Source organism: Hydrogenophaga palleronii (assembly GCF_031457455.1).
Taxonomy (GTDB): Bacteria; Pseudomonadota; Gammaproteobacteria; order Burkholderiales; family Burkholderiaceae_C; genus Hydrogenophaga; species Hydrogenophaga palleronii_A.
In genome coordinates this window covers 263,128-284,920 of the sequence record NZ_JAVDWU010000008.1, presented here as the reverse complement: position 1 = coordinate 284,920, position 21,793 = coordinate 263,128, and the positions used below count along the sequence as shown (strand labels likewise).

At 64.2% G+C, this 21,793-nt stretch carries 15 protein-coding genes and 1 pseudogene; 10 read left to right on the top strand and 6 right to left on the bottom strand.

The genetic code is table 11. From position 1 onward, the window contains the following. Positions 1–158: 158 nt before the first annotated feature. Entirely contained in the window at positions 159–1,169 is a 1,011-nt protein-coding gene (locus tag J2W49_RS18830; RefSeq protein ID WP_310319908.1) for a fumarylacetoacetate hydrolase family protein, read from the bottom strand. Between the two features lie 230 nt (positions 1,170–1,399). Here J2W49_RS18830 and J2W49_RS18825 point away from each other — a divergent pair, with 230 nt between their 5' ends. The 3 genes from J2W49_RS18825 (at position 1,400) to J2W49_RS18815 (ending at position 4,039) form a co-directional block, all read left to right on the top strand. Beyond that, positions 1,400–2,293 carry an IclR family transcriptional regulator gene (locus J2W49_RS18825; protein ID WP_310319905.1) on the top strand — a complete coding sequence of 298 codons (894 nt, stop codon included), beginning with the start codon at positions 1,400–1,402 and terminating at the stop codon, positions 2,291–2,293. A gap of 5 nt (positions 2,294–2,298) precedes the next feature. Beyond that, complete coding sequence (locus tag J2W49_RS18820) at positions 2,299–3,540, top strand: DUF3108 domain-containing protein (RefSeq protein WP_310319902.1); 1,242 nt, start codon at positions 2,299–2,301, stop codon at positions 3,538–3,540. Positions 3,541–3,754: 214 nt separating this feature from the next. After that, a complete protein-coding gene (locus J2W49_RS18815) occupies positions 3,755–4,039 on the top strand; it encodes a BTH_I0359 family protein (RefSeq protein ID WP_310319899.1) in 285 nt (94 codons plus the stop codon). Between the two features lie 279 nt (positions 4,040–4,318). Here J2W49_RS18815 and J2W49_RS18810 read toward each other — a convergent pair whose 3' ends face one another. Next, positions 4,319–5,392: an AbrB family transcriptional regulator gene (locus J2W49_RS18810; RefSeq protein WP_405001051.1), complete on the bottom strand. Its 1,074-nt coding sequence runs from the start codon at positions 5,390–5,392 to the stop codon at positions 4,319–4,321. Positions 5,393–5,454: 62 nt separating this feature from the next. Between J2W49_RS18810 and J2W49_RS18805 the strand changes: the two genes are divergently transcribed. The 3 genes from J2W49_RS18805 (at position 5,455) to J2W49_RS18795 (ending at position 8,125) form a co-directional block, all read left to right on the top strand. Further along, positions 5,455–6,327 carry a ChaN family lipoprotein gene (locus J2W49_RS18805; RefSeq protein WP_310319895.1) on the top strand — a complete coding sequence of 291 codons (873 nt, stop codon included), beginning with the start codon at positions 5,455–5,457 and terminating at the stop codon, positions 6,325–6,327. A gap of 83 nt (positions 6,328–6,410) precedes the next feature. Continuing rightward, entirely contained in the window at positions 6,411–7,259 is an 849-nt protein-coding gene (gene purU, locus J2W49_RS18800; protein WP_310319891.1) for a formyltetrahydrofolate deformylase, read from the top strand. Further along, entirely contained in the window at positions 7,256–8,125 is an 870-nt protein-coding gene (locus J2W49_RS18795) for a LysR substrate-binding domain-containing protein (protein ID WP_310319888.1), read from the top strand. The genes purU and J2W49_RS18795 overlap by 4 nt, the downstream gene beginning before the upstream one ends. Before the next feature lie 133 nt (positions 8,126–8,258). On the opposite strand, the gene J2W49_RS18790 is transcribed toward J2W49_RS18795, so the two are convergent. Then, positions 8,259–8,687, bottom strand: a complete 429-nt coding sequence (locus J2W49_RS18790) for an Hsp20/alpha crystallin family protein (RefSeq protein ID WP_310319885.1) — start codon at positions 8,685–8,687, stop codon at positions 8,259–8,261. A gap of 218 nt (positions 8,688–8,905) precedes the next feature. Here J2W49_RS18790 and J2W49_RS18785 point away from each other — a divergent pair, with 218 nt between their 5' ends. The 3 genes from J2W49_RS18785 to J2W49_RS18775 are packed head-to-tail and all read left to right on the top strand — an operon-like array spanning position 8,906 to position 14,808. Further along, entirely contained in the window at positions 8,906–10,408 is a 1,503-nt protein-coding gene (locus J2W49_RS18785; protein WP_310319882.1) for an FAD-linked oxidase C-terminal domain-containing protein, read from the top strand. Positions 10,409–10,459: 51 nt separating this feature from the next. Beyond that, positions 10,460–14,320 carry a PAS domain-containing sensor histidine kinase gene (locus J2W49_RS18780; RefSeq protein ID WP_310319879.1) on the top strand — a complete coding sequence of 1,287 codons (3,861 nt, stop codon included), beginning with the start codon at positions 10,460–10,462 and terminating at the stop codon, positions 14,318–14,320. Positions 14,321–14,322: 2 nt separating this feature from the next. Further along, a complete protein-coding gene (locus tag J2W49_RS18775) occupies positions 14,323–14,808 on the top strand; it encodes a response regulator (protein WP_310319877.1) in 486 nt (161 codons plus the stop codon). A 30-nt stretch (positions 14,809–14,838) separates the two neighbouring features. Here the strand turns inward: J2W49_RS18775 and J2W49_RS18770 are convergent. Both J2W49_RS18770 and J2W49_RS18765 read right to left on the bottom strand, forming a co-directional pair. After that, positions 14,839–16,662 (bottom strand): annotated as a pseudogene (locus J2W49_RS18770) (carboxyl transferase domain-containing protein); the annotation flags it as partial. Positions 16,663–16,772: 110 nt separating this feature from the next. After that, entirely contained in the window at positions 16,773–17,081 is a 309-nt protein-coding gene (locus tag J2W49_RS18765) for an RNA recognition motif domain-containing protein (RefSeq protein ID WP_310319873.1), read from the bottom strand. Between the two features lie 266 nt (positions 17,082–17,347). Here J2W49_RS18765 and J2W49_RS18760 point away from each other — a divergent pair, with 266 nt between their 5' ends. Further along, positions 17,348–20,308 (top strand): sensor domain-containing protein, encoded by a 2,961-nt coding sequence (locus J2W49_RS18760; RefSeq protein WP_310319869.1) that lies wholly within the window; start codon positions 17,348–17,350, stop codon positions 20,306–20,308. 126 nt (positions 20,309–20,434) lie between these two features. Here J2W49_RS18760 and J2W49_RS18755 read toward each other — a convergent pair whose 3' ends face one another. After that, positions 20,435–21,793: a glutamine synthetase family protein gene (locus J2W49_RS18755; RefSeq protein WP_310319867.1), complete on the bottom strand. Its 1,359-nt coding sequence runs from the start codon at positions 21,791–21,793 to the stop codon at positions 20,435–20,437.

Below are 21,793 nucleotides of genomic sequence, written 5' to 3'. Positions count from 1 at the left end.
GGCGGGGTGGGGGCAATCTTTGCCAGTCGGTCTGAGCCAATAGCCGGAAGTTCCAGGCCCTCCACCCCAACCCCTCAACCATACAAGCCGGTTCCGCGGTGCCCCTTGACTGGGCTCCTTCGCGCGTGAAGCCTCGCGGTAGCGGGGCGTGGGGCTTTTTACCCCTCCAATGGTGCAATCTTCTGATCGATCGCGCCAAAAATGCTCTGGCCGTCCTTGCCCTTCATCTCGATGCGGATGGTGTCGCCGTACTTCATGAAGGCGGTGGATGGCTTGCCGTCGAGGATGGTCTCGATCGCGCGCTTTTCGGCGATGCAGCTGTAGCCCTTGGGCCATTCCTTGCGGCCGTCCACTTCCACGGCCTTGTTGCTCACGGTGCCGCTGCCCACGATGGAGCCGGCGCGCACCCTGCGTGTCTTGCCGATGTGGGCAATGAGCTGGCCAAAGTGGAAGGTCATTTCCGGGCCGGCTTCGCACATGCCCACCTTGCGGCCGTTCCAGGTGCTTTGCAGCGTGAGGTGCACGCGACCGCCCTGCCAGGCATCACCCAACTCGTCGGGGGTGACCGCCACCGGGCTGAAGGCGCTGGCGGGCTTGCTCTGGAAGAAGCCGAAGCCCTTGGCCAGTTCGGCAGGAATCAGGTTGCGCAGCGACACATCATTGACCAGCATGAGCAGGCGGATGCCGTCGATGGCCTGCTCCGGCGAGACGCACATGGGCACATCGCCGGTGACCACCGCGATTTCGGCTTCGAAGTCGATGCCGTAGTCTTCGCTGGGCACCACCACCGGGTCGCAAGGCCCAATGAAATCATCGCTACCGCCCTGGTACATCAGCGGGTCTTCGTAGAAGCTCTGGGGCACTTCGCTGCTGCGCGCCGCACGCACCAGTTCCACGTGGTTGATGTAGGCCGAGCCGTCGGCCCACTGGTAGGCGCGTGGCAACGGTGCCATGCACATGGCCGGGTCAAAAGGAAAGGCGTGTCGGGCCTTGCCGCTGTTGAGCGTGCTGTACAGGTCTTCCAGTTGGGGCGCCAGGAAGTTCCAGTCGTCCAGCACCTGCTGCAGGCGGTCGGCGATGCCGGTCGCATAATGAGCGGTCGAGAGATCGCGCGAGACCACCACCAGTTGTCCGTCACGTGAGCCGTCTTTGTATGTGGCGAGTTTCATGCAAGTCTCCTGCTGCAGTTGGGTTAGAACGTCCTGATTTTGACCTTGTGCATCCGCAGGCCGCAGCCAGGGAGCGATGAATGGCCATAATTACGAATAGTGAAATTGATTAACCTATGCGTAAGGTCGGGATTCTAGCTGAAAGCCTGAGAATGCGTGCTTTGTGCGCCTGAAGTCCCGCGGAACCCGCTGGCACACCCCGTATCCAAGACCGTTCATCCCATCGCTTCATGCCTGCCTCACCCCTCACCGACACCCCCGCCACGCGCACCCATGCCCGCACGGCCTCCGCAGACCTGCCCGAAGACGCCGAGCAACTGCGCGCAGGCATCCAGTCGGTTGAAGTGGGCTTTGCCCTGCTGGACGCGCTGTCGCAAGCCACCGGTGCCCTCATGCTGCGCGACCTGGCCGCCGCCGCCGGCATGAGCGCGGCCAAGGCACACCGGTACCTGGTGAGCTTCCAGCGCATGGGCCTGGTGCTGCAGGACCCTGTGAGTACCCGCTACGACCTGGGGCCGGCCGCGTTGCGCCTGGGGCTGGCCAGCCTGAGCCGGATCGACGCCGTGAAACTCGCGCGCGACCGCATCGCGGCCTTGCTGGCCGAAACCGGCCACACCCTGGCCATCGCGGTGTGGGGCAACCAGGGCCCGACCATGGTGCACTGGACAGAAGCCCCCCAGACCGTGCCGGTCACGCTGCGACTGGGTGATGTCATGCCCTTGCTGACATCGGCCACGGGCCGCTGTTTCGCCGCCTTCATGGGCAGCGAAGGGCGCGATGCCCAGCGCATCGGCCCCATGATCCGCGATGAACTGGCTCGATTGAAAAAGCTGCCGCTCAATGGATTGCCCCTGGAGGACGTTCCGCATTCACTCCAGGAAGTGCAGGCCTTGCTGGAAGAAACCCGGCGTCGCGGTCTGGGCCGCGTGGTGCACAGCCTGCTGCCCGGTGTGGGGGGCTTTTGTGCGCCGGTGTTTGATGCCCAGGGCCGGCTCGCGCTGGGCCTGGTGGTGCTGGGCTCGGTGGCCACGCTGGACACCCATTGGGACGGCCCGCCGGCCCAGGCCGTGTTGCGCTGCGCGCGCCAGCTCAGCGCGGACCTGGGGCACAGCCCAGGGGCCTGATTCACGTGAGATCCCCCACGGGTACCTCCTCTGCACCGCGCTGGCGCACCCTGTCTGCACTGACGGTGGGTGTGCTGTTGGCGCACCTAACCCTGCTGACCGGTGGTTGGCCCGAAGGGCTGGGCACGGATCCTGTCGCTTCCTCGGGCGATCTGGCAGACGCAGCGACGCCTGCCTCGCCGGCCGACCAGGGCACCTCGCCGGCCCCGGCCCCCGCCACACCTGCCGTGATCACCTCCAGCCGGGTGCGTTGGATCGTGCCCAAGCCACCGGCCCCCCCGCCGCCGCCAGAAATCAAGCCTGCCCCCCCCAAACCCCAGCCTGCACCGCCGCCCCCACCGCCACCTGTCGAGCCTTCACCCGAGGTCGCTGAAGCGCCGCTGCCATCGACCGACGAGCCTGACGCACTGTCTTCGGACCCGGTTTCGGTCGAATCCGGGGAAGAATGGATGGCAGATCTGGCCCGTGAACCGGCACCGGTCACGCCGGAACCCGTGGCGCCCGGCGTCGCCCCTCCGGCTGGCGCCGACCGCGGCACCGGGCCGTTGCCAACGCCCTTGCCTCCACCCCGGGAACCCGACGTTCCTCTCGTCGCCGACCAGGCCCTCCCCCCCGCGCAGGTACCTCCCAGCATGCGCCTGATGTACGAGGTCAGCGGGCGCGTGAAGGGCATCAACTACAGCGCCAGCGGCTCCCTGGACTGGGAGAATCAGGGAGACCGCTATGACGCGCACATGGTGGTGCGGGCCCTCTTTGTCGGCAGCCGCGAACAGACCAGCGTGGGCGCCGTCACCTCAACCGGTCTGGTGCCCGAGCGTTTTGGCGACAAGAGCCGCAGCGAAAGAGCCGCCCATTTCGAGCATCCAAGCCAGCGCATCCGTTTCAGCAACAACGCGCCCGACGCCACCTGGCTCCCCGGCGGGCAAGACCGCCTGAGCGTTTTCATGCAACTGGCTTCACTGCTGCAGGCCCAGCCCCAGGCCTACCCCCCCGGCACCATCGTCAGCCTGCAGGTGGCGGGTCCGGGCGACGCCGAGATCTGGCGCTTTGAAATGGGCGCGGAAGAAACCCTGAGCCTGCCTGCAGGTCAGATGCAGGCCCGGCACATCAAACGCACGCCCCGCAAGCCGTTTGACACCCAGACAGAGCTGTGGCTGGCCCCTGCGCTGAACCACTTGCCGGCGCGCATCCGCATCACACAGCACAACGGCGACCACGTCGAACAGGCGCTTCGTTATCTCCCCTGAGGATGTTTTTGCATCGTTACCGCCGGGCGAGGTGGGGGCTGCATAACACCCCTCAGACCGGCACAAAGGGCAGAAATGTGCCTAAAAACACACGCATCTTGAAAATGCCGTGAACGTTGCCATGTAAACCTCACTCTCACCTGCAGTTCCGGCACCAATTGCCGATATAAGTTCATCAGGCACACTGGTTTCCCATTTCAAGGATTTTTCAGTCATGAACATGCTCTACGACTCGGACGCCTTCGCCGTCGTTCACATCCTTGCCAACGCCCCGTTGGAGGGCGACACCTCGCCCACGGACGGGCCCCAGATGCCGCGCCATGGTTTCGAGATCGTGGACAAGCGCTCCGGCAAAGAGGTGTACCTCGACGGCTCATGGGCAGAAATGTTCCAGAGCCAGATCACCGTCTGGCAACAAAGCATGCCTTCCCAGGAAGAAGTGGAAGACACGCTGGAAGGCTACGCCACCCTGGCGCAGATGCCGGTGGTGATGCACTGAGGGCTTGACGCCCACCCCCGCGCCGGCCCTTCGGGCCGTCACCCCCTCAAGGGGGCAACATCTGCGGCCCGGCAAAGCCGGTTCCGCGATGTTTCTGGATGACTCCCCTCTCACCTCACCAACCTCTTTCAACCAGTTGCACCACCGCGCAGCGCGGCGGAGGTGGACCCAAGCCCTTCCGGCGCGAAATGCCCCAGTCCAGAGATACCGTGGAACCGGCTTGCCGGACGGCCAGTGCCGCCCCCCGTTGGGGGTGACGCGAAGCGGCGCGGGGGTGCTTCACTCGTTGCGGTAGCGCCAGCGATACACCGGCTCGGCCAGCACCAGCACGGCCACCAGGCGGCACACCTGAAACGCGGTGACCATAGGCACGCCGAGTTGCAGCACCTTGGCGGTGATGGCCATTTCGGCGATGCCACCGGGTGATGTGCCCAGAATCAGGGTGGCCGGATGCAGCCCGGTGAGCAATGAGAGCAGCCAGCCAAAGCCGGCACACAGACCCATCATGGCCACGCTGGCAAAAGCCACCGAGGCCAGCCAGCGGGGCGCCGTGTGCAGAAACGCCCGGGTGAAACGCACCCCCAGACTCACGCCGATCACCAGCTGGGCGGCGTTGCTCAGGCCGGTCGGAATGGCCGAAAACGTCAGGCCCGAGAGCGTGATCCCCATGGTGACGACCAGCGCGCCCATGAACCAGGGGTTGGCTCTTCCAAGCCGCGCCATGGCCCAGGCACCCGCAAACGTCGCCAGCGCCAGCACACCCAGGCCCTGCCAATGCCAGTCGCGCACCGCTGGCGGCGAGGTGTCCAGTGCGCTGACACCCCAGATCTGCATGGCGAAGGGAATACAGAGGGTCACCAGCAAGACACGCAGACTGTGGGTCGCAGCCACCAGGTCCGTTCGGGCACCATGGCGTTCGGCAATCAGCGTCATTTCGGAAGCCCCGCCGATCGCACCCGCAAAGTAGGTGGTGCAGCGCAGCTCGGCAGGACTCAGCCCAGGCAGGTGGTGGGCGTGCATGCGCTGCAGCCACGCGCCAAAAGCAAGGCCCAGCGCCAGTGCCCAGGCAATGCCCAGCGCAATCGCCCACCAGAGCCCCGCCACCAGCTTGCCCACCTCGGGCGTGAAATACAGGCCCAACGCTGCCCCGATCACCCATTGCCCGGTGTTGCGAAGCGGCGTCCAGCTCTCGGTAGGCGCCCCCAGCATCGACACCAGGGAGGTGGCAAGCAAGGGGCCAATCATCCAGGGAATCGGCGTGCCCAGCCAGACACACACCTGGGCCGCCACCCACGCAAGCAACAGGGTCAGTGCGACACGAACGGGTGAAGCAGGTTGGAAAAAATGGGGTATGGTCACGGCGAGATGAAAAGCTGCCTGCAATGGACGTCAGGCGGGCGACGTAGTATCCACACATGAACTGTCGAAGCGCTGTCACTCATGGTCTGCTCGCGGCCACCCTCGCAGGGGGTGTGCAGCTGCTGGTGGGTTGCTCGCTGGCCGAGCCTTTGCAGACGCCGGCGATACCGAATCCGGCCCGCACGGCCAGCGACATGCTCGAACGCACCATGCCCACGTCGCTGCTGTTGCTGGGCGAGCAACACGACGCGCCGGATCACCAGCGCCTTCAACGTGAACTGGTGCGACAGCTCGCTTCCCGCGGCGAACTGGGTGCCGTCGTCCTCGAAATGGCGCCTCGCGGCCGATCCACCCAGGACCTCAAACCCGACGCCACGGAAGCCGAGGTACAGGCGGCGCTCAACTGGGCGCAGGCCAACGGGGGTTGGCCGTGGCCGGTGTACGGACCGGTGGTGATGACCGCGGTGAGGGCCGGGGTACCGGTCCTGGGAGGCAACCTGCCACGGTCCGAGATGGCTGCAGCCATGAACAACGCCGCTCTGGACGCACTGCTGGAACGCGATGCGTTCATGGAGCAGCAAGCCAACATTCGCAAAGGCCACTGCGACATGCTGCCCGAATCCCAGATCCTGCCCATGACCCGCATCCAGATCGCCCGCGACCAGGCCATGGCGCAGACGGCGATCCAGGCTCTCAGGCGGGAGCAGACCGTCCTGCTGGTGGCCGGCAACGAGCATGTGAGGCGCGACCTGGGCGTGCCGCGCTATTTGCCAGCCCGACTGGCCTTCAAAGTGGTGCAGTCTCGCGCACAGCCCAACACCCTTGAAGATCCGGTGGCCACCAGCTCGCACGCCGACCTGTTGTGGACCTCGCCTCCGCAGCCACCGCGTGACCATTGCGCGGAGATGAAACGGCAGATGCCTCGCTGAGGGCTGGGGCCTGGCCAGTTGGCGGATCGCGTCCGGGCTGAAATGCATGCCGGCGGCGGCCTTGCTGCGACAATCGGACCGCCATGACTCACACCTACGTTCTTACCCTTTCCTGCCCGGACCGTCCCGGCATCGTGCACGCGGTTTCCGGCTTCCTGCTGGAGCACGGCGGCAACATCGAAGAAGCCGCCCAGTACAACGACCACGACACCGGTCTGTTTTTCATGCGGGTGCAGTTCGCCTGTGCGCAGCTCACCCAGGACGATCTGCGCCTGCGCCTGAAACTGTTCGCCGAAGGCTTTGCCATGCGCTGGAGCCTGCACCCGCTGGCTGAACCGGTGCGCACGGTGATCTTCGTGAGCAAGGAAGGCCACTGCCTGAACGACCTGATGTTCCGCTGGAAAAGCGGCCTGCTGCCACTGGACATCCGCGCCATCATCAGCAACCACCGCGACTTCTACCAACTGGCAGCAGGCTACAACGTGCCCTTCCACCACATTCCCGTGAACGCCGCCACCAAACCGCAGGCCGAGGCCCGCCAGCTGGAGATCATTCAAGGCGAAGGTGCCGAACTGGTGGTGCTGGCGCGCTACATGCAGGTGCTGAGCAACGACCTGTGCCGCGAACTGGCGGGCAAGGCGATCAACATCCACCACAGTTTCCTGCCCAGCTTCAAGGGCGCCAAACCGTATTACCAGGCGCACGACCGCGGGGTGAAGCTCATTGGCGCCACCGCCCACTATGTGACGGCCGACCTCGACGAAGGCCCGATCATCGAGCAGGACGTGGCCCGGGTGGATCACACCGACACCGTGGAAGACCTCACGGCCCTGGGGCGGGACACCGAAAGCCAGGTGCTGGCGCGGGCGGTGAAATGGCACAGCGAACACCGGGTGCTGCTCAACGGGCACAAGACGGTCGTCTTTAAATGACCATTCGTATTCCCCCGATCCAGTGTCTGCTGACCTTCGAGGCACTGGCACGGTTGCGCAGCGTGACGCAGACGGGGGAAGAGCTCAATGTGACACCCAGTGCGGTGAGTCACCGGGTCAAGCAGCTCGAACAGATCCTGGGCACCAAGCTGTTCGGGCGGGCCGATTTTTCGCTCACCACCGAGGGCAGCGAGTACTTGGCCCATGTGCGCGAAGGCCTGGGCATCCTGCAACGTTTCCCGGGGGGCGCGGGTGTTCCCGGCAAGCGCAAGCTCAAGCTGGCCGTCACGCCCACGTTTGCGCGTTCGATCCTGATGCCGCGCCTGAGACAGTTCAGCGAGGCCTACCCGGAAATCGACCTGACCTTGCAGGTCAGCATCCCGCTGCTTGACGTGGTGGCCGAGGACGCAGACCTGATGATCCGCTTCGGCACCGGCCGCTACGCCGATGTGGAGCACATCTGCCTCATGAAAGACGAGGTCACGCCCCTGGCCTCACCCGCATTCGCCCGCGAGCACGGTCCATTCGAAACCGCCGAAGATCTGGAGGGCGTGCCCCTGCTGCGCAGCCCGCTGGAACCCTGGCGCACCTGGTTCGCTGCGCACGACCTGGACTGGCCCGAACCCGCGGACGGCTCGCAGTTCAACGACATCGGCCTCATGTGCGACGGCGCCGCCGCCGGCATGGGCGTGGCGCTGGTGCGGCTCAAGCTGGCCGCCCCCTGGCTGGAAGACGGCACCCTGGTACGGCTGTACGAACGCCACGTGCCCAGCCCGCACGCACACTACCTGTGCTGGCGCACCGGCACCATGGACCGCTGGGAGTGCGCAGCATTCGCCGATTGGCTCAAGAAAAGCCTCAGCTGAACCCAGGAGCAACCGGAGCGCGTGCCCCTGATCCAGGGCAGCCTTGGAACCGGTTTTGCCGGGTCAAAGGGCTGCGTCCCCCTCCCGCCGCAGGCGAGAGAGGGGGAAGACGCGTCAGCGGCGCAGGGGGTGCTCACTCTATATTCAGGCGCTGGCCGGCGAGTGTCACCTTCTTGGGGAGAGTCAGCGTCAACACCCCGTTTTCGTACTTGGCCTTGGCACGCTCGTTGTCGATGTCGGCCGCCAGCTGGAAACTGCGGGCCACGGCGCCGTAGTAGCGTTCTGTGCGCAGCACCTTCTCGTCCTGGGTCTGGCTGTCCTCCTGCTTGATCTCGGCGCGCAGTGTCACCACGCTGCCCTCGACCGTCACATGAATGTCTTCCTTGGACACGCCGGGCACCTCGGCCACCACGGTGTACACCGATGGCGTTTCCTTCACATCGATCTTGATCTGGGACGGCGAAGGCAGGGAATCACCGTGCAGGGGACGGACAAAAAACCCCGGGGCGACATCCTTGAAGAAGTCGTCGAGCAAACCGGAACGGGCGATCAGATGGTTCATGGCGAAACTCCTTGTCAGCGTTGGTGGATAAGGGGCACGCGGTGTGCGCCTCTCAGTCCGGAAGCTGATGTCGCCCCAGCGATTTTTCAAGTCCCACCCTGCGTCAAACCCGACGGGCGGAACGCAGCGCCAACTTCACAGAGAGCTGCAAGTTTCTTCAATCGCAAGGCGGTCGATTGCCCTAAACTGAATTCCTGCTTGTTGTTCCCCGCCCCACCATGAACGCACCCTCCGCCCCTGCCCAGCTCAGCCAGATCGAACGCATCGCTCGCCAGGCCGAGGTGGTGCGCGCGCTGCAGGCGGTGCTGCCCGCTCATGCGCTGCTCTGGCACAGCGAGGACACGACACCTTACGAATGTGACGGCCTGACCGCCTACCGCCAGCGGCCACTGGTGGTGGCCCTGCCCGAAACCGAGGACCAGGTCGCCGCCGTGCTCAAGGCCTGCCATGCGCTGGCGGTGCCCGTGGTGGCACGCGGCGCGGGCACCGGCCTGTCGGGCGGGGCCATGCCCCATGCGTTGGGCGTGACCTTGTCGCTGGCCAAGTTCAACCGCATCCTGCGCATCGACCCACGCTCGCGCACGGCGCTTGTGCAGGCGGGTGTTCGCAACCTTGCTATTTCGGAGGCCGCTGCACCCCACGGTCTGTACTACGCGCCCGACCCGAGCAGCCAGATCGCCTGCACCATCGGTGGCAACGTGGCCGAGAACTCCGGCGGCGTGCATTGCCTGAAATACGGTCTGACGCTGCACAACGTGCTGCAGGTGCGGGGGTTCACGGTAGAGGGTGCGCCCATCACCTTCGGCGCCGAGGCGCTCGACACGCCGGGGCTGGATCTGCTCTCACTGGTGATCGGCAGCGAGGGCATGCTGGCCGTGATCACCGATGTCACCGTCAAGCTGGTGCCCAAACCACTGCTGGCGCGCTGCATCATGGCCAGTTTCGACGACGTGCGCAAAGCCGGTGATGCGGTGGCCTCGGTCATCGCCGAAGGCATCATCCCGGCCGGACTGGAGATGATGGACAAACCCATGACCGCCGCCGTGGAAGACTTTGTGCATGCGGGCTACGACCTGAACGCCGCAGCGATCCTGCTGTGTGAGAGCGACGGCACGCCCGAGGAAGTGGAAGAGGAAATCGGGCGCATGAGTGCCGTGTTGCGCCGGTGCGGAGCCACCGCCATTGCGGTCAGTCGCGACGAGGCCGAGCGCCTGCGCTTCTGGAGCGGCCGCAAGAACGCCTTTCCCGCCAGCGGACGCATCAGTCCCGACTACATGTGCATGGACTCGACCATTCCGCGCAAGCGCCTGGCCGACATCCTGCTGGCCATCGCCGAGATGGAAAAGAAGTACGGGCTGCGCTGCGCCAACGTGTTTCACGCCGGCGACGGCAACCTGCACCCCCTGATCCTGTTTGATGCCAACGATGCCGACCAGCTGCACCGCTGCGAGCTGTTTGGCGCCGACATCCTGGAAACCAGTGTGGCCATGGGCGGCACGGTGACCGGGGAGCACGGCGTGGGTGTGGAAAAACTCAACAGCATGTGCGTGCAATTCTCGGCCGAAGAAAACGCACAGATGTTTGCTGTGAAGCGCGCTTTTGATACCAATGGTCTACTGAATCCAGGCAAGGTGATCCCCACTTTGCAACGTTGTGCTGAATATGGAAAGATGCTGGTGCGCGCAGGGCAGTTGACACACCCGGAACTGCCCCGTTTCTGATGGTCATATTTCACCGCTGCTGTCACACTCGGTGGGGTACAGTGATGTGAGATGAGCGCACTTCACCCTCCGTCAGACAACCGTTCTTCGTCTATATCCCCTGAGACGAAGCTGTCGGTGCGCGAGAGGGCGCTGCTGATCGAGGTGGAAGCACTCCGTGCCGAGAACGCCTATCTGCGCGGACATTACGCCCAGCACCTCACAGGCAGCCTGAAGGATCCTATCGACATGCAGGCCGGGTCGGAAGCGGTACCACTGCCGCTGTCGCTGGAAACCGCCTTGTCGCAGCGCAGCGACAACCCATCCGCCGACATCGCCCACCTGGAATACAAGGCGGTCTTCTCCGCCCTGTCCACGATCTTCCCGATCGGCATTTTCCGGATCGACCACACCGGTGTGTTGACCCACGTTGATGACCAGCTCAAGGCTATCTTTTCCCTGGACCAGACGGACTTTCCGCACTTCGGCTGGCTGGATCGCGTGCACCCGGAAGACCGGGACAGGGTGAGGCAGGCCTGGGAAGAAGGTCTCAGGCAGGTGGAAGAGCGCAGCATTGAGTTCCGGATCGTCAAGCCAGATGGGACCGTGGCGCACGTGCTGACGAACAACGTCCCCCAGAAAGACGACCAGCAACGCCTGACGGGACAACTCGGTTTCATGCTGGACATCAGCCGCTTGCGCGCCATTGAAGCCGATGCGCAAATCAAGGACGAACTCAACCACCAGATCATCGCCAGCACCATCGACTGCACCAAGGTGCTTGATCTGGACGGCCGGCTGCAGCAGATCACGGCCCAGGGTTGCCGGCTGATGGAACTGGACGATGCCGAGCAGGTGCGGCACACCGACTGGACGAGCTGGTGGTCCGGTGAAGGGCTCCAGCTCGCCCGAGCTGCCATTGAAAGTGCGCGCAAGGGCGAGAGCGCCAGATTCGTGGCCTTCGGCAACACATTCAAGGGCACACCCAAGTGGTGGGACACCATGATCTCGCCGATCCGTGATTCGCAAGGCACGCCGGTGATGCTGCTGGCGGTTTCCCGCGACATCACCGAATTGCACCAGCAACAGGAAGAAATCGGGCGGCTCAACGCGAGCCTGGAATCTCGCGTCCGCCAGCGCACGGAAGAGCTCGATCAGGCCAACCAGCGCATCCGCCAGACGCTGGCAGAAGCACAGGCACTGTACAACCAGGCACCGTGCGGGTACCACTCCGTGGATGCCGATGGCTTGTATGTGCTCATCAACCAGACCGAACTGGACTGGCTGGGCTACAGCCGCGACGAAATGGTCGGCAAGCGGCGTTTCCGCGACCATGTGGTCGTCGAACACCTGGCTCTGGTGAAAGACCGGTTGCAACGGCTGAAACGGCGCGAGAAGCTGGAAACGGTGGAGATCGACATGATCCGCCGCGATGGCAGGCGCTTCACGGTGCTGCTCAGCAGCACCGCTGTCTACGACCAGAGCGGCGTCTTCGTGCGAACGAACAACACGCTGGTGGACGTTTCCGAACGCAAAGCCGCCAGCAAGGCCCTGGCCGATCAGCGCATCTTGCTGCAGACCATCACGAACAGCGTTCCCGTACAGATCGCCTTCTTCGACCGCGAGCTGATCTGCCGTTTCGCCAACGCCAGCTATGCCCGGTGGCTGGGTGGTGACTCGCGGCAACCGGTGGGCCTGCATCTGAGCCAGATCGCCCGCCCGCAGAACTATGAAGGCTCGCGGGAATACCTGGCAGCGGCCTTGGCCGGTCACGCACAGCGCTTTGAGGGCGAAAGGGAGTTCCCCGACGGAACCCGCTTTTACGCGAGCATCGAATACACGCCGTACCTGAATCACGGCGAGGTGCAGGGCATCATCATCCAGATGCTCGACATCTCCGACCGCAAGGCCTCGGAAGACCAGGTCCGTGGGGTGAACGCCCGATTGCAGGATGCGTTGACGCAGGCGCAGATGCTCTACAACCAGGCGCCCTGTGGCTACCATTCGCTCGACATCAACGGCACCTTCGTGTCCATCAACGACACCGAGTTGGAGTGGCTGGGCTACACCCGCGAGGAGGTGGTGGGCAAGCTGGGCTTCAAGGACATCGTCGGACCGGAGAACAACTCGCTGCTCGGCAACCGGCTGCAGCGGCTGATCGATGAGGGCACGCTGGAGGCTGCCGAGTACGAGATGCGCAGACGCGACGGCAGTGTCTTCCCGGCACTGATCTCTTCGTCTGCCGTGCGCGATGAGTCGGGGCGCTTCCTGCGCAGCAACACCACGGTGGTGAACATCTCCCAGCGCAAGATGGCCGAAATGGCGCTGGAAAACAACCAACGTTTCCTGCAGGCGATCACGGATCATGTGCCCGGGTTGATTGCCTACGTCGACGCCTCGCTGCGGTTCCGCTTTGCGAATGCCGAGCATCTGCATGTGTACGGCATGGACCCGCAACGGATCATCGGCATGCACATGAGCGAGTGCGTGCCGCCCGATGCCTGGCGGGACATCGAGCCGCGCATTCAAGCCGCGGCAGCGGGCATACCGCAGAAGTTTGAAGCCTGGCGAACCACTGTGACCGGTGCGCCGATGTACATCAGCGCCAACTACCTGCCAGACGTTCATGCTGGTGTGGTGCAAGGCGTGTTCGTTCAGATCATCGACATCACTGAACGCAAACGGGTGGAAGAGCGCGTGAAGGGGTTGAACGACGAACTGGAGTCCCGTATCAGGGAACGCTCGGCAGAGCTGCTGGAGAGCGAGCAGCGGTTCCGGATGATGGTGGACAACCTGCGCGACTACTGCATCTTCTTCATGGACGCGCAGGGGCTGATCACGGACTGGACCGACAGCGCCCAGCGCCTGGAAGGCTATTCGCCCTCTGAAATGATGGGGCGCCATTATTCGGTGCTCTTCGACAGCGCCACGCCAGAGATGGCCCAGAACCACGCGAGCCAGATGCTGCGCCTTGCCGCCTCCAGGGGTCAGCACGAAATCAACAACTGGCATGTCCGCAAGGACGGTTCACGCTACTGGGCGCAGTCGCTGCTGATTGCCTTGCGCGAAGAAAACGGCGAGCTGCGGGGCTTTGCCAAAATCAACCGCGACATGTCGGACGCCAAGCGGCTGGACGACCTCATGCGCAACATCAACGACGAACTGGAGAACCGCGTGGCGGAGCGCACCGAGCAGCTGCTCGCCGCCAACCGGGACCTGGAATCTTTTTCGTATTCGGTTTCACACGACCTGCGATCGCCGCTGCGACACATTTCCAGCTTCGTGAGCCTGCTCGAAGAGCACATGGGCGACCAACGCGACGATGTGGCTTCCCGCTACCTCAGCACCATCGGCAATTCGGCACGGCACATGAGCCAGCTGATCGATGGCCTTCTGGCCTTCTCGCGCCTGGGTCGTGCGGCGGTCAATGTCACGCCGGTGGACCTCGCCATGCTGGTCGATACCGTGGTGAGCCAGATCGCCCATGACACCGAAGGCCGGGTCGTGGACTGGGTGATTGCCTCGGATCTGCCCGTGGTGCGTGGCGACGCCCTGTTGCTGCGGGAAGTGTGGGCCAACCTGCTGGGCAATGCGTTCAAATACTCTAGGCCGCGGGAGCGTGCGGTGATCGAAGTGGGCTGGAGCGTGGACCCCGCCGTCGGCTACACCTTCCATGTGCGAGACAACGGGGTGGGGTTTGATACAAAATACGCCCAGAAGCTGTTCGGCGTCTTTCAACGCCTTCACCGCGCGTCTGATTTTGAGGGAACCGGGATTGGTCTGGCCTTGGCGCGGCGCATCGTGGAACGCCACGGGGGCAGCATCTGGGCCGAGAGCCAGCTCGGGGTGGGCAGCGTTTTCTACTTTTCACTACCTTTTGAAAGTGCGCAGATCCTCGAGTCCACCCGTGATTCGGCGTTCGCAGCGTTATGACCATGAACAAGAATGCAGAAGCCATATTGCTGGTCGAAGACAATCCGGACGACGCCGAACTGACCCGTCTGGCGCTGGCCAGGCACGGGCTGGACGGCCGGGTGACACATGTCTCCGATGGCATGCAGGCGCTTGACTACCTCTACAGACGTGACGCCTTTGCCACGCGATCGGGAGGCAACCCCATCCTGGTCCTGCTCGATCTGAAAATGCCCTTGCTGGACGGGATCGGCGTGCTCAAGGAAATCAAGGGCTCCAGCCAGTTGCACAACATTCCCGTGGTGGTGCTCACCTCCTCCACCGAGCCCAGCGACCTGCAGCGCGCCTACGATGCCGGCACCAACGCCTACATTGCGAAACCCACCGAGTTCTCGCAGTTCCTGGGCGCCATGAAACACGTCTGCGAATTCTGGGTCAACATCAACCAGACAGCGCCCCAGATGCCCGGCGCAGGCATGCGCCCGTCCAGCTTTGGCGAACTGAACTGAGACACTGAGGGCCCGCGCAGCCCCAGACCCTCACCAGGTGTCGATGAAGCGGCTGGCCGGCCCCTCGGTCACCCGCGCGCCTGGCAGCCCCCTGGCGATCCACTGCCGGGTCTGCGCCGGGTCAATGACCGCGTCAATTTCCAGCGTGGTGGCCATCTGGACCGCCGCCCCATTGGCGACCTGCTGCGCCAGCAGGCGCTGAAAGAGCGCCTCGCGCTCCGGGCCTGGGGGCAGTGCTTCCAGCTCCTTGCGATAGCCCAGGCGCACGGCACCTTCCAGCCCCATCGCCCCAAACTCGCCGGTGGGCCAGGCCACGGTAAAAACCGGGGCGTGAAAGCCGCCCGCCGTCATCCCCATGGCGCCAAGACCGTAACCCTTTCGCAAGATCACTGCGCACACAGGGACGCGCAGATGCGCGGCCACCACAAACAGCCTGCTCACGTGCCGGACCTGGGCTTTGGCCTCAGCTTCCGGGCCAACCATGAAACCCGGGGTATCCACAAAACTCACCACCGGCAAACCATGGGCATTGCAGAGCTGCAGAAAGCGCGCAGCCTTGTCCGCCGCGTCGGCATCAATGGCGCCACCCAGTTGCATGGGGTTGTTGGCCAACACACCCACCGGGCGCCCCTCGATGCGCGCCAGCGCGGTGTGCACGCCGGCACCAAATCCGGCGCGCAGGACGAGCAGGCTGCCCGCATCCACCGTTCCCTCTACAGCCAACAGACTGTCGTACACCCGCAAACGGTTTTCCGGCACCACGCCTCTCAAACGACTGACGTCGGGGGCCTGCCAGCCGTTGACGGGTCCCTGAAAGAAGGAGAGGTAATGGCGCGCTGCGACCACAGCCTGCGCTTCGTCTTCGACCAGCAGATCAATCACGCCGTTGGCATGCTGGACCTGACTCGGACCGATCTCTTCCGGTTGAAACCGGCCCAAGCCACCGCCCTCCACCATCGCGGGCCCGCCCATGCCGATGTTGCTCGATCGCGTGGCGATGATCACATCGCTGCAGCCCAGCAGCGCCGCATTGCCGGCGAAGCAGCGCCCGGCGGCAATGCCCACCACGGGCACCTGCCCGGACAGGCGAGCCATGGCCGCGAACGTGCCCACATGCAGACCGGCGACGATGGGCATGTCGGTGTCACCGGGGCGGCCACCACCACCCTCGGCGAACAGCACCACAGGCAATCGTTGCGCCAGGGCGATGTTCAGCAAGCGGTCCGTCTTCTGATGGTTGCGCATGCCCTGCGTGCCGGCCAGCACGGTGGCGTCGTAGGCCATGACCACCGTGCGGGCCCGGGCCTCCCCAAAGAGCGACCCATTGACCGATCCGATGCCGGTGACCATGCCGTCGGCCGGTGTGTTCGCGATCAGGTCTTCTTCACTGCGCCGGCTGCGCTGCGCCGCCACCGCCAGCGCCCCGTATTCCAGAAAACTGCCTTCGTCGCACAATGCCGCGATGTTTTCCCGCGCGGTGCGCAGGCCCAGTGCCCGACGACGGGCAACCGCCTCTGGGCGGGCGGCGTCTTCGGTCAGGGCGAGGCGGTCGCGAAGGCGCTGAAGGTCGGCCCGCTGCTCGGGTCCTTGGAGTCCCTCCTGAACGCCCGCGTCCACCTGCCGGTCAGAAGCAATGGCGTGTGTCGGCAAGGGCAGACCACTCGCCAGCACTTCGCCCGTGGCGACGGACTCACCGACAGCGAAGTGCAGGCTCTGAACCTGCATCGCCATCTCCGCCCTCACCTCGTGTTCCATCTTCATGGACTCCAGCACCACGAGGAGTGTGCCGGCCTGCACCACATCGCCGGGTTTCACGGACCATTCAATGATTTGGGCAGACAGAGGAGCGCGCAGGTGGATCATGCGCTGGATTCTGCGACGGGCCTGCAGGGGCCGGGGTCAATCCCGCGACAGCAACCGCCTCAGGACAGCGTGAAAGCATGCGGCCCAAGCCGGGCGCCCCTTCAGTCGTACATGTTGGAGTCGGCCCACTGGGACGAAGGCCCGTCATCGTCGGCGGTCACGGCCACATTCAGGTTGAGCACGAACACCACTTCCCCACCAAACCGCCCCACACCCAGGGTCTTCATGAGCTGCTGTTCCTGCTCCGGGCGCTCCATGCGCAGAAAGCAGATCGCCTGCTTGGTCCCTTCGTGCATGGCGGTGAGAATATCCAACCGGGTGATGCGGCCGAACTCGCTGCACAGCTGGTGCAGCGACGACTTCAAGCTGGCCACATCGCTGTGGCGCCGGAGATCTGCAAGTGCGGTCATGTTCAATCTACCCCCGTGAATCCAGTGTGTGGTGGCGCCCGATGAAAGTTGATTACAACCGACAGCAAAGCGTTAAGGCGATATTAGTACATTCGCTACAAAAAAACACATCTTTGCAACAACTTTGCCTGTGACAAATTACCACCTCTGCGGCTGAACACTTGGTAGGCTGACAAACGTGACCCATCTGCCCCCTGCCCGTGTTACATCTGGGATGGCCCGCCGGCCGTCCCGGTGACATTGCCTGAGTCCCATTCGAGACCTCCATGCGTTCTGTACCCGACATTGCCGCCACCGCACTGAACAACGTGCCCGACGCGTCGAATGCACAAGCACCACTGCGCCGTGCGTTTGATCGCCTGACCGAAATGGCCCTCCGACTCACGAATGCCCGAGGCGCGGTGGTGGTGGTGCGTCTGGAACACTCGGTCGTTCTCAGAAGCGCTGCTGGACTCACCCCCGTCGAACAAAGCAGCTTCGTGGCCTGGGCCGGACCGGTCTGCCACTCGCTCGTCGGATCGCATCAACCGGTCCGCATAACACGGGCCGATTCACCGGCCCTGGCCATCGTCACTGCGGGCGCAGACCCGGTTCGACAAACGGACTGGCTGGCGCTTCCGATGACACCGGCCCATCCACGTGGCTGGCTGGTGTTGCTGGACGCACCACCGGTGCCTGAGACCCCGGCACACACAGCCGACACGCTGTCGTTGGTGCTGGATCAGGCGGCAGCGTTGCTGGACCTCGATCAGACCGACCCCTCTCCGAACGCCTTGCACGACAGCGAAAGCCGACTCAACCTGACCGAGCACACGGCGGGCGTGGGCAGCTGGTCTGTGGTGCTGGCCACCGGGCGGGTTCACATATCCAACGAATGCGCCTTGATCCTGGGGGTGGGCGACGCTTCGCAAATCAACTCCCTGGAAGCGATGGTGAACTGCTACACGCCTGAATGGCGCGATGGCATGCGAAAGCGGCTGTCGCGTTGCGAACATTCCGGCATGGCCTTCGACGAAGAAATCCAGGTGATGGTGGAAGGCGTCGGACCCAAATGGGTTCGCACGGTGGGCGCGGCACTGCGCGAAGCAGACGGCCAGATCACCCGGCTCCAGGGCGCCGTGCAGGACATATCGGCACAGAAGCAGGCGCAGCAGGAAACGCTGCGGCTTGCCATGCGCCTCACCACCACGCTGGCCAGCATCACCGAGGCCTTCGTGACGCTGGACCGGGAATGCCGCTTCACCTACCTGAACCAGGAAAGCGAGCGCCTGCTTCAAAAGTCGACCGCCGAACTGCTGGACAAGGAAATCTGGGACGGCTTTGGCTTAGGCCTGGCCGAACGCCTGCGCGACCAGATGCATCAGGCGCTCAGGAACAACCGTCGCATCGAGATGGAGGACCACTTCCCCAGCCTGGGCAAATGGCTGGAGGTGCGCGCCTACCCGTTTGCCGAAGGCCTGGCGGTCTATTTCCGCGACGTCACAGAGCGGCGCCGTTCACAGGAACAGCTGATGCTGCTGGAGACCAGCGTGGCCCGGCTGAACGACATCGTGGCGATCGCCGAAACCGGGGTCAACAACAACCAGGAGCCGCGCATCGTTTTTGTCAACGATGCGTTCGAGCGACACACCGGCTACTCCCGCGACGAGGTGCTGGGGCAGACGCCGCACATGCTGCTGGAGCTGGAGCCGGCGCTGCCCAAGCTCAGGGAGATGGCCATGGGCCTGCAGATGAACCGGCAGGCCCGCACGGAACTGATGGTGCATCGCAAGAACGGCGCCATGTTCTGGGTCGAACTGGAGGTGGTGTCGGTGCAGGCCACGGCCGAAGACGTCACCCACTGGGTGGCGGTGGGGCGTGACATCACGCAACGCAAGACCGCCGAAGACATGATCCGGCACATGGCGCTGTTCGACCCGCTGACCGACCTGCCGAACCGCCAGTTGCTGACCGAACGCCTTCAGCAGGCCCTGGCGCAGAGTGAACGAACCGGGCAACACGGTGCGCTGATGTTCATTGACCTCGACAACTTCAAGATCCTCAACGACACCCTCGGCCACCACGTGGGCGACCAGTTGCTCAAGAAGGTGGCCATCCGGCTGGCACAAAGCGTGCGCAAGACCGACACCGTGGCCCGCCTGGGGGGCGACGAGTTCGTGATCATGGTCGACGACCTCAGCACCGATCCCGCGGCCGCCGCGCTCAAATCGAGTGCCCTGGCCAACAAGGTGCTCACCATGCTGCGCGAGCCGTTTCACGTGGGCGGGCACCAGCACTTCGCCACGCCCAGCATCGGCGTGACCGCATTCACCGGCCTCAACGACAACGTGGGCGAACTGCTCAAGCAGGCCGATCTGGCGATGTACCAGGCCAAGACCCTGGGCCGCAACACCTTGTGCTTCTTTGACCCCGCCATGCAGGCCACGGTGAATGCCAACGCGGCGCTCGGTGCGGACATGCGGATCGCGCTGAAGGAAAAACAGTTTGTCGTGTACTACCAGCCACAGGTCGACCGCCAGGGCGTGATCACGGGCGTGGAGGCACTGGTGCGCTGGCAGCACCCGCAGCGCGGCCTGATCACCCCCATCCACTTCATCCCCGTGGCCGAAGACAACGGCATGATCCTGCCACTGGGGCAATGGGTGCTGGAAACCGCCTGCGAGCAGCTCGCCGCCTGGGCCGACTGGCCACAGACCACCAACCTCAGCATCGCAGTGAACGTCAGCGTGCACCAGTTCCGCCACCCCGATTTCGTCGACATGGTCATGGCCGCCATCGGTCGCACTGGCATCAAGCCACAGCGGCTCAAGCTCGAACTGACCGAAAGCCTGCTGGCCGACCGCATGGAGATCACCATCGAAAAGATGGGCATGCTCAAGGACCTGGGCGTGACCCTGTCGCTGGACGACTTCGGTGTGGGCTATTCGTCGCTTTCCGTGTTGAAGCGCCTGCCACTGGATCAGCTCAAGATCGACAAGGGCTTTGTGGCCGACGTGCTCACCGACCCCAACGACGCGGCCATCTCAAGAGCCATCATCACGCTGGCGCAGAGCCTGAGCCTGCAGGTGGTGGCCGAAGGCGTGGAAACCCACGAGCAGCGGGAGTTCCTGGCCTACCAGGGCTGCGACCAGTTCCAGGGACACCTGTTCTCGCCCCCCCTGCCCATCGCCACGCTGGACGCTTTTTTGCGCAACCCCTCTTCGGGGATGATGGTGGTCACGGAATAACCCCCCGCGCCGCCTTCGGCGTCACCCCCCTGAGGGGGGCGGCACCAGCCGCCCGGCAAAGCCGATTCTGCGGTGCCACTGGATGGTGTTTCTGCACCCGGTGTGCGTCGTGCTCCGGGTGCAAGTCTAGACGTGCAGCAACAGGAACCGCCGTTCCCAGGGGCTGATCACGTCGAAATATTCGCGGTACTCGGTTTCCTTGATGGCGCTGTAGGTCTGGATGAAGTGCTCACCAAACAGCTCCACCAGTGGTGCGCAGCCCATGAGCTTTTCCACCGCGTCATCCAGGTGTCGCGGCAGTTGGTGGGGTTGCTCGTAGGCGCTGCCGGTGAGGGGTTCGTTGGGTTTGAGGGCCTGCTTCATGCCTAGGTAGCCGCAGGCCAGGCTCGCCGCCATCGCCAGATAGGGGTTCACATCCACGCCAGCCAGCCGGTTCTCCACCCGCCGCGCTTCCGGGCCCGAATGCGGCACGCGCAGGCCGCAGGTTCGGTTGTCGTAGCCCCAGCTCAGGTTGATGGGGGCCGAGGTGAAACGTGAGAGTCGCCGGTACGAATTCACGTAGGGTGCGAAAAAGGCGGTGGCCGCCGGCAGGTAGGTCTGCAGGCCGCCGATGTAGTGGAAGAACGCGTCGGAGGGCGCTCCATCGGGGCCGCTGAAGATGTTCTGTCCATCGTCCAGCCCCACCACGCTCTGGTGAATGTGCATGGCGCTGCCAGGTTGGCCCTGCATGGGCTTGGCCATGAAGGTGGCGTACATCTGGTGGCGGATCGCCACCTCGCGAATGGTGCGCTTGAACAGGAACACCTGGTCGGCCAGCGGCAGCGGGTCGCCGTGGTCGAGGTTGATTTCCATCTGCGCCGTGCCCATTTCATGGATCAGCGTGTCGAGCTGAATGCCCTCGGCTTCACACCAGTCGTACATCACGTCGAAGATATCGTCGTATTCGTTGATCGCGTCCATCGAGAAGCTCTGCATGCCCGCCTCGGTGCGCTTGGTGCGACCCACCGGGGGTTTGAGCGGAATGTCCTCGTCGGGCTCGACCTGCACCAGGTAAAACTCCATCTCGGGCGCGACCACCGGCTTCCAGCCTTCGTCTGCATAGAGCTTGAGCACGCGGCGCAACACATTGCGCGGCGAGAGCTGCACGGCCTTGCCGTCGAAAGAGAAGCAGTCGTGAATGATCTGGGCGGTCGGCTCCTTGGCCCAGGGTACGGGTCGCAGGGTTTGGGGGTCGGGCTTGAGCAGCATGTCCGGGTCGGCCACCGAGGTGAAGTCTTTTTCCGGGTAGTCGCCGGTGACGGTCATGGCCAGCACGGCTTCTGGCAGACGCAGGCCCACTTCCGGGTTGTACTTGTGGCGCGGCACGATCTTGCCGCGCGCCTGGCCGGCCATGTCGGGGATGATGCATTCCACTTCGGTGATGCGGTGTTCGTCCAGCCATTGCTGGATGCGCTGGGCGTCGGAGACGTTCTGGGTGTCGGACAT